This window comes from Ramlibacter sp., from assembly GCF_029866045.1.
In the GTDB taxonomy this organism is placed as follows: domain Bacteria; phylum Pseudomonadota; class Gammaproteobacteria; order Burkholderiales; family Burkholderiaceae_C; genus Ramlibacter.
This window is the reverse complement of record NZ_JARXAB010000030.1, coordinates 1-7,781: the sequence shown is the minus strand read 5'-3', so window position 1 is coordinate 7,781 and position 7,781 is coordinate 1. Positions and strand designations below refer to the sequence as shown.

Sequence of the window (7,781 nt, the reverse complement as noted above, 5' to 3'; positions counted from 1 at the left end):
CACCCGCTTGATGGCCTCCATGACCACCTGGATCGCCCCCGAGGAAGGCTGCGGCTACTGCCACAACCTGGCCAACTTCGCCGAAGACAGCAAGTACACCAAGGTGGTGGCGCGGCGCATGATCCAGATGACGCAGCACGTGAACGAGGACTGGAAGTCCCACGTGGCCGATACCGGTGTGACCTGCTGGACTTGTCACCGTGGCCAGCCAGTGCCCGCCACTGTTTGGTTCAAGCCCGACACGGCACCGGTAGGCGCCGACTTCATCGGCGACCGCGCGGGCCAGAACGAGCCGGCCGCCTCGGTCAAGCTCGCTTCCCTGCCCAGCGATCCGTTCACCCCGTACCTGCTGGGCGATCTGCCGATCCGAGTCGGTGGCACCACCGCATTGCCGACGGGCAATCGGCAGTCCATCAAGCAGGCCGAGTGGACCTACAGTCTGATGACGCACATGTCGGCCAGCCTGGGTGTGAATTGCACCTACTGCCACAACACGCAGAACTTCTCCAAGTGGGAGGGCGGCCCGCCCCAACGCGTGACCGCCTGGCATGGCATCCGCATGGTGCGTGAGCTCAACACGGCCTACATGGAGCCGCTCACCCCGGTCTTCCCTGCGCACCGCAAGGGCGAGATGGGTGACGTCGCCAAGGCCAACTGCGCCACCTGCCACCAGGGTGCCTACAAGCCTCTGAACGGGCAGTCCATGCTCAAGGACTTCCCCGAGCTGTCCAAGGCCGGTACCGCTGTCCCTGCGGTGGTTGCTGCCCTGGCGGCCTCCGCGCCTGGCGCTGGCAAGGCCGCGGCCAAGCCGGCCCGTTAAGCGTCGCGGGGTCTGCGTTGACCAGCGTCGGCGCAACCCCCAGCGCGGGCGAATCCGCCACCCGAGAGGTGGCGGGTGTGCTTGCCGTATTGCTCGTCGACCACCTGCCCCGGCATCGTGCCTGGGCTTGGTTGCGTCTGGCCCAGGGCCCCTCGGCACTGCGTGACTTGCCGGGTCTGCGCTTTGCCAAGGTCATGGGCAGCGGCGAGGGCGGCGGCTTCCGTATCCGACCCAGCGCCACCCATCAAGGGCTGCTGTGCGTCTTCGACGAGTTGTCCCAAGCCCAGTCCTTTCTCGCCAGCCCGCTGACCGATGCGTACCGCGAACGTGCGCGCCAATGGTGGAGTGGCCTGATGGCGGTCAGTGCCGCCCGCGGCACCTGGGACGGCTGCGCCTGGGCGGCAACGCCCGCGGCCGCACTCGTGAGCCCAGGCATACAGGCGCCATCGGGGTCCGGTGCGATGCTGCAAGCCGAAGGGGCTGACGCGCCAGTGGCGGTGCTCACCCGGGCCAGCATTCGTCCGCACAAGGCCATGTCGTTCTGGCGCCGTGCGCCGGGCACCGAGCGTGCGCTGGCCGAGTCGCCAGGTTGCGAGCTGGCCATTGGCCTCGGTGAGGCGCCGCTGCTGCGCCAGTGCACTTTCAGCGTCTGGCGCGACACGCCGTCGATGGAGGGCTATGCACGCGGTGGCGCCCATGGCCGCGCCGCGCAGTTCGCCTGGCGCGAGGGCCATTTTTCGGAGTCGCTGTTTGTGCGCATGCGGGTGCTGGCGTCGGCGGGCGCCTGGCCCATGCCGGGAGGCGAACATGTCGGCTGATCGCGTTGTCGTTGTGGGCGCCGGCATCGCGGGCCTGACCAGCGCCCTGCTGTTGGCGCAGCGCGGGTTGCAGGTTACGGTGGTGGATGCCGCCAGCGAGCCCGGCGGAAAGATCCGCCGCGTGATGGTCGACGGTGCCCCGATCGACAGCGGCCCCACCGTGTTCACGATGAAATGGATCTTCGACGGCATCCTCGACGCCGTCGGCACCCGCCTGGACCGCGAGCTGGTCACGCGGCCGCTGCCGCTGCTGGCCCGCCATTTCTGGGAGGAGGGCGGCGAGCTTGACTTGTTCGCCGACCCCGCCGCCGCATTCGACGCAGTGGCCCGCTTTGCGGGCCTTGCCGAGGCGCAGCGTTTCCGGACTTTTTGCGCGCAAGCGCGTGAGGTCTATGACACGCTGGAGGGTCCCTTCATTCGCTCGGCCTCGCCGACGATGACCCGCATGGTCGGTGACCTGGGCCTGCGCGGTCTGTCGGTGCTGAGTCGCTTGGGTCCGATGAAATCCCTGTGGAATTCGCTGGGCCACCACTTCAAGGACCCGCGCCTGCAGCAGTTGTTTGGTCGCTATGCCACCTACTGCGGCTCCTCGCCCTGGGAGGCGCCGGCCACCCTCATGCTGATCGCGCAGGTGGAGATGGACGGCGTCTGGTCGGTCGACGGCGGGATGCACGCGCTGGCGCAGATGATGGCGCGCCTGGCGCGCGAGCGCGGCGCGCAGTTCCGGTGGGGCGCCCGCTGCGAGCGCATCGAGCTCACCGGCGGGCGTGCCAGCGGCGTGCTGCTCGAGGGCGGCGAGCGCCTGCCCGCCGACCGGGTGGTGTTCAACGGCGACATCGCCGCGCTCGCGAGTGGGCTCCTGGGCGACCCGGTGCGCCGCGCCGCCCCAGCCGTCGGTCAGCGCTCGCTGTCTGCGCTGACCTGGTCCATCCATGCGCCGACCGAGGGCCTGGCGCTGGACCGTCACAACGTCTTCTTCCGCAGCGACTACCGCAGCGAGTTCAGCGACATCTTCGAGGCCGGTCGCTTGCCCCGGCGGCCCACCGTCTACGTCTGTGCCCAAGACCGCGGGCAGGACGGTCCGCAGGCCGGCGCCCAGAGGCTGCTGTGCCTGGTGAATGCCCCGGCCATTGGCGGGCGTGGCCTGATTACCCCGGAGGCGATGGCCGAATGCGAATCCACGACTTTTTCCCTGCTTCATCGCTGCGGCCTGGCGCTCTCGCCGCAGCCGCACCAGGTGGTGCGCACCTCGCCGGAGGATTTCGACCGCCTGTTTCCGGCGACCGGGGGCGCACTCTATGGCCAGGCCACCCACGGCTGGATGTCGGCGTTCGCCAGGTCGCCCTCGACCAGCCCGGTGCCAGGCTTGTTTCTGGCGGGGGGCAGCGTGCATCCGGGCCCTGGCGTGCCAATGGCAGCGATGTCCGGGCAGCTGGCGGCCGCGGCCCTGATGGGCAGCCTCGCTTCGACCAGCAGGTGGCGCCCGGTGGCTACCTCTGGTGGTATGTCGATGCGCTGAGCGACGATGGCCGTTTCGGCCTCACGCTCATCGCTTTCGTTGGCAGCGTCTTCTCCCCTTACTACGCCTGGGCGCAGCGCCGCGGCCCCGCGCCTGCCGACAACTACTGTTGCCTCAATGTCGCCCTGTACGGGCCGCAGCGTCGGTGGACGATGACTGAGCGCGGCGCACGCTGGTGCGAGCGCGACGCGCACCATTTCCGCATCGGCCCGAGCGCGCTGCACTGGGACGGCAGCAGCCTGACCATCGACATCGACGAGGTGGGCGTTCCTATTCCGCAACGGGTCCGCGGGCGGGTGGTGCTGCACCCGGGCCGGCTGTTTCCGTTCACCACGCGCATCGACCCGCTGGGCCGCCACCGCTGGGGCCCGATCGCGCCCTCGGCCCGTGTTGAGGTCGATCTGGACGCGCCGCGCCAGCGCTGGCAGGGGCAGGCCTACCTGGACTCGAACGAAGGCGAGGAGCCCATTGCCAAAGCCTGCCGCGAGTGGGATTGGTCGCGCAGCACGTTGCGCGATGGCAGCACCGCGGTGCTCTATGACGTGCAGAACCACGATGGCAGCGACCACCTCCTGGCCCTGCGCTTCGGGCGGGACGGCAGCGTCACGCCCTTTGAAGCCCCCCCGCGTCAGCCGATGCGCCCTACCGGCTGGCGGGTCGCGCGCCGCATGCGCGCGCCGGCCCCGGTGCAGGTGCTGCACCAGCTGGAGGACACGCCCTTCTACCAGCGGTCGGTGCTGCGCAGCGAATTGCTGGGGGAGACGGTGACCAGTTTCCACGAAACCCTGAACGTCCCGCGCCTGGTGTCGCCGGTGGTGCAGGGCATGCTGCCTTTTCGCATGCCCCGACGGGGGTGAGGGCGGCGCGGGGATCCATGCCCCGGGGTCGCTCTGCCGGGACAGCCCCCGGGAAATCCCTTAGTGAATAGAAGGCTACAGGGATGTCAATTTATATTGACTATTACATGTGTCAACATAAAATGACACCAGCCTTCGACCATTCCGGTTGGCGGCCACCCGCGTGCGGGTTCTGCACGAGCGTTCAATCTTCAAAGGAGAAGCACGATGTCCGATAAAGACAAAGTGTGGCCCACCGGCTTGACCGAGGGCGAATCGGAGGAGATCCACCGCAACCTCATTCAGGGGACCCAGATATTCGGCATGATCGCGGCCTTCGCGCACTTGCTGGCCTATATCTATTCCCCTTGGATGAAGTAAGGAGACCTGCACATGATCTACGGAAAAATGTGGTGCGTGGTCAAGCCTTCGGTGGGCATCCCCATCTTCATCGCCGCCGTCGCTGTTGCGTCGTTCAGTGTCCACCTGGCGCTGACGATGAACACGACCTGGGTGAAGAACTTCCTCAACGGTGGTCAGAAAGTCGTGGCAGCTGCCGCGGCCGAAGCGCCTCCGGCGGCCGCAGCCGCCAAGAAGTAACCATCGCCAGGATGGCGAGGCCGGCGGCTTTTGCTGCTGGCCTCTTTCCCTTTTTTGTTCCTGCCCAAGACGTGATCGGGCCATGAGCAACTCAAAACCCCCAGGCGACTCGGCCGCCACAGCGGGGCCCGCCGTCCGTCGTCGTGCCAGCTGGCTCGCCACGCTGGGCCCGCGCTTTCTTCCCTTTGCGGACGCAGCCTCGGAAGACCTGCCGCTGTCCCGCCTGCTGCGCCTCTCGCTGTTCCAGGTGTCGGTGGGCATGGCGCTCACCCTTCTGGTGGGCACCCTCAATCGCGTGATGATCATTGAAATGGGCGTGCCCGCCGCCTTGGTGGCGATCATGGTCGCATTGCCCATTCTTTTTGCCCCGCTGCGCGCGCTGATCGGCTTTCGCTCAGACCACCACCGCAGTGAACTCGGGTGGCGTCGCGTGCCCTATGTCTGGATGGGTACCCTGCTTCAGTTCGGCGGTCTGTGCGTGATGCCCTTCGCCCTTCTGGTGCTGGCCCGAGCCGGTGCCTCCGCCAGCGTGCCACCCTGGGTGGGGCATGGGGCCGCGGCCATCGCCTTCTTGCTGGTGGGCGCCGGCATGCACACGGTGCAGACCGCGGGCCTGGCCCTGGCGACCGATCTGGCGCCGTCGAAGGACCATCCCAAGGTGGTGGGCTTCATGTACACAATGCTGCTGGTGGGCACCATCGGCAGTGCGGTGATCTTCGGAGAGTTCCTGTCCGAGTACACCCCCGGCCGCCTGATCCAGGTCATACAGGCGACGGCGGTAGCGACCGTGGTGCTCAATGTGCTGGCGATCTGGAAGCAGGAGAGCCGAAGCCGCCTGCGGCGCCCGCGCCCCCGGCAGGCCGATGACCCGAGCTTTCGCCAGGCCTGGGAAGCGCTGCGTCAGCGGCCGCAGGCCCTGCGCAAATTGGCTGCGGTAGGCGTTGGCACATTGGCATTCAATATGGAAGACGTGCTGCTCGAGCCCTATGGCGGCGAGTGGCTGGGCCTGGGTGTGGGCCAGACCACTTGGTTGACAGCGACCCTGGCCCTGGGCGGCCTGATCGGCTTTGCCTGGGCCTCACGGGTCTTGGCCCGCGGAGCTGAACCTTGGCGCATGGCCAGCGCCGGCGCCCTGGTGGGCCTACCGGCCTTCGTGGCCGTGATTGCCTGCGCGCCTTTGCAGCAGCCCGTGCTGTTCGTCGTGGGTACCTTCCTGATCGGTCTGGGCGGGGGGCTGTTCGGCCATGGCACACTCACCTCCACGATGCAGATGGCACCCGAGGGCCAAGCCGGCCTCGCCCTGGGTGCTTGGGGTGCGGTGCAGGCCACAGCCGCAGGCCTAGCGATTGGCGCCGGTGGCATCCTGCGTGACTTGGTTGCCTCCCGCTGGGGTTCCCTCGCCGGCTATGAGGCGGTGTATCTGCTTGAATTGATGCTGCTGGTGGTGACGCTGGCCCTCATGGTTCCGATGCTGCGCCGTCCCGGTGCGCCGGCGGCGACCCCTTGATTTACTTTGGAGACGAGACGATGCAAATCCACCATATCCTGATTCTGATGTTCGTGGTGTTCGGCCTGTTCATGCTGGCCAACTGGTTCAACCGCCCGAAGAAGTAAGCACGCGTGCGGCCTTGGACCCTAGCGCTTGTCTTGGGTCGATTGGCAGCATTCGCCTTGCCACCTGGGCTCGTCGGCGCGCTGACGCCGGCTTGGTGGTGCGAGGCGTTCTCAGGGTGCGGGACGCGCTGCAGGCGGCAGGCCCGTGGCGAGCATCCGCCTGCGCGCCGGGTGCTCGCTGCGCTCGTGCTCGCGCCGCTCGAGCAAGCCTAGGACCCACTCGACCCGCTGCGTCAGGGGGCGATTCGGAAAGCCGCTGGTCAGGGCGGTCGCGCCAGGCTGGACCTGCCCGAGGTAGGCCTCGCAGCCGCTGACTAAGAATTCAATCGCCGGTAGTGGTGGGGCCGGAGCGACCTCTGCGCGAATCCAGCCGGCCTGGGTCCAGGCGCCGGCCAGCAGCACCAGCTTGCGAGCTGTGCTGACGACGGTTCGTTGCTTGATGCTGTCGCCGCCTTCACGCCGTAGCTGGTGCCCGATTTCCGCGTAGATCTGGCTGGCCGCGAGGATGGCCGCGCGGCAGTCGGCCGGCAAGGCGCCGATGCCCGGCTGGGCGCCGGCATAGAGCCGATCAGCCTCCTGCAGCAAGCACCCCACCACCGCTCCGATGGCCGGTGAGAACGTCGGCTCGCGCAGCCAGGCCTCTGGCTCCACCCCGGCCTCGCGCAGCCAGTTACGAGGCAGGTAGAGCCGACCGTTGCGCGCATCTTCACCGACATCGCGCGCGATGTTGGTCAGCTGCATCGCCACGCCGAGCTCGCAGGCCCGCGCCAGCGTCCCCGCTGAGCGGGCGCCCATCACCCAGGCCATCATCGCGCCGACGGTGCCAGCGACCCGAGCGCCATAGGCATGGACCGACTCCACGGTGTCGTAGCACCGGCCGGCGGCATCCCAGGCAAAGCCCTCGACCAGCGCGTCGAGCAGGTGACGGGGGAGATCGGTCTGCTGCACCAGCAGCGCCAGGGCATGATCTTCCAGGCAGTCGGAGGGCGTACCCGCGTAGATCTGGTCCAGACGCTGTCGCAGGATTTGCACGGCCGCCGGGCCTCCCCCGGGCTGATCGACCAGATCGTCGGCCACCCGGCAGAACGCATAGAGCGCGATCGCGCCGGCCTGCACCCGAGGCGGCAGCAGTCGGCTGGCCGCAAAAAAGGTGCGCGAGCCGCCTTGCATCATGCGGGCGCAAGCTTCAAGGTCAGCGTCGGCCAGGTGGTGCGTCGCCTCTGGTGCAGAGGCTTGCGTGAGGGGCCCTTCGCCTGCGCCCCCGTGGGTGTGGCGTTCACTGGGCATGGTAGGCCTTTACCGAGGGCAGCACCGACATCAGCGCCTTGGCCGACATCAGCACCCCGGGCACACCTGCGCCAGGGTGGGTGCTGGCGCCGACCATGTACAGGCCGTTGACGTCTTCGCTGCGGTTATGGGGCCGGAACCAGGCACTTTGCAGCAGCAGCGGCTCCAGACCGAACCCGGCCCCCTTGTAGGACCACAGCCGATCCTGGAAATCCAGTGGCGTGACTACGCGGGAGGTGACCACCCGCTGCGACAGACCTGGCAACACGGTCTCCTCCAGCGCGGTA

The 7,781-nt window shown here is 68.0% G+C and carries 9 protein-coding genes; 7 read left to right on the top strand and 2 right to left on the bottom strand.

Going from position 1 to position 7,781, the window contains the following annotated elements:
• The 7 genes from pufC to QE494_RS03415 form a co-directional block, all read left to right on the top strand.
• A partial coding sequence (pufC, locus tag QE494_RS03445; protein WP_300041507.1) for a photosynthetic reaction center cytochrome PufC occupies positions 1–820 on the top strand: 820 nt, incomplete at its 5' end.
• A gap of 17 nt (positions 821–837) precedes the next feature.
• A complete protein-coding gene (locus tag QE494_RS03440) occupies positions 838–1,638 on the top strand; it encodes a hypothetical protein (RefSeq protein WP_300041506.1) in 801 nt (266 codons plus the stop codon).
• Positions 1,628–3,157 carry a 1-hydroxycarotenoid 3,4-desaturase CrtD gene (gene crtD, locus QE494_RS03435; RefSeq protein ID WP_300041505.1) on the top strand — a complete coding sequence of 510 codons (1,530 nt, stop codon included), beginning with the start codon at positions 1,628–1,630 and terminating at the stop codon, positions 3,155–3,157. Before QE494_RS03440 ends, crtD begins: the two co-directional genes overlap by 11 nt.
• Positions 3,115–4,014 (top strand): carotenoid 1,2-hydratase, encoded by a 900-nt coding sequence (locus QE494_RS03430; protein WP_300041504.1) that lies wholly within the window; start codon positions 3,115–3,117, stop codon positions 4,012–4,014. Before crtD ends, QE494_RS03430 begins: the two co-directional genes overlap by 43 nt.
• A gap of 207 nt (positions 4,015–4,221) precedes the next feature.
• A complete protein-coding gene (gene pufB, locus QE494_RS03425; RefSeq protein ID WP_300041503.1) occupies positions 4,222–4,374 on the top strand; it encodes a light-harvesting antenna LH1, beta subunit in 153 nt (50 codons plus the stop codon).
• A 12-nt stretch (positions 4,375–4,386) separates the two neighbouring features.
• Positions 4,387–4,593, top strand: a complete 207-nt coding sequence (locus QE494_RS03420; RefSeq protein WP_300041502.1) for a light-harvesting protein — start codon at positions 4,387–4,389, stop codon at positions 4,591–4,593.
• 82 nt (positions 4,594–4,675) lie between these two features.
• Entirely contained in the window at positions 4,676–6,100 is a 1,425-nt protein-coding gene (locus tag QE494_RS03415; protein WP_300041501.1) for a PucC family protein, read from the top strand.
• A gap of 218 nt (positions 6,101–6,318) precedes the next feature.
• On the opposite strand, the gene QE494_RS03410 is transcribed toward QE494_RS03415, so the two are convergent.
• Both QE494_RS03410 and QE494_RS03405 read right to left on the bottom strand, forming a co-directional pair.
• Positions 6,319–7,494: a phytoene/squalene synthase family protein gene (locus QE494_RS03410; protein WP_300041500.1), complete on the bottom strand. Its 1,176-nt coding sequence runs from the start codon at positions 7,492–7,494 to the stop codon at positions 6,319–6,321.
• Positions 7,484–7,781 (bottom strand): FAD-dependent oxidoreductase (locus tag QE494_RS03405; RefSeq protein ID WP_300041499.1); only part of this gene is annotated, 298 nt, incomplete at its 5' end. The genes QE494_RS03405 and QE494_RS03410, both read right to left, overlap by 11 nt.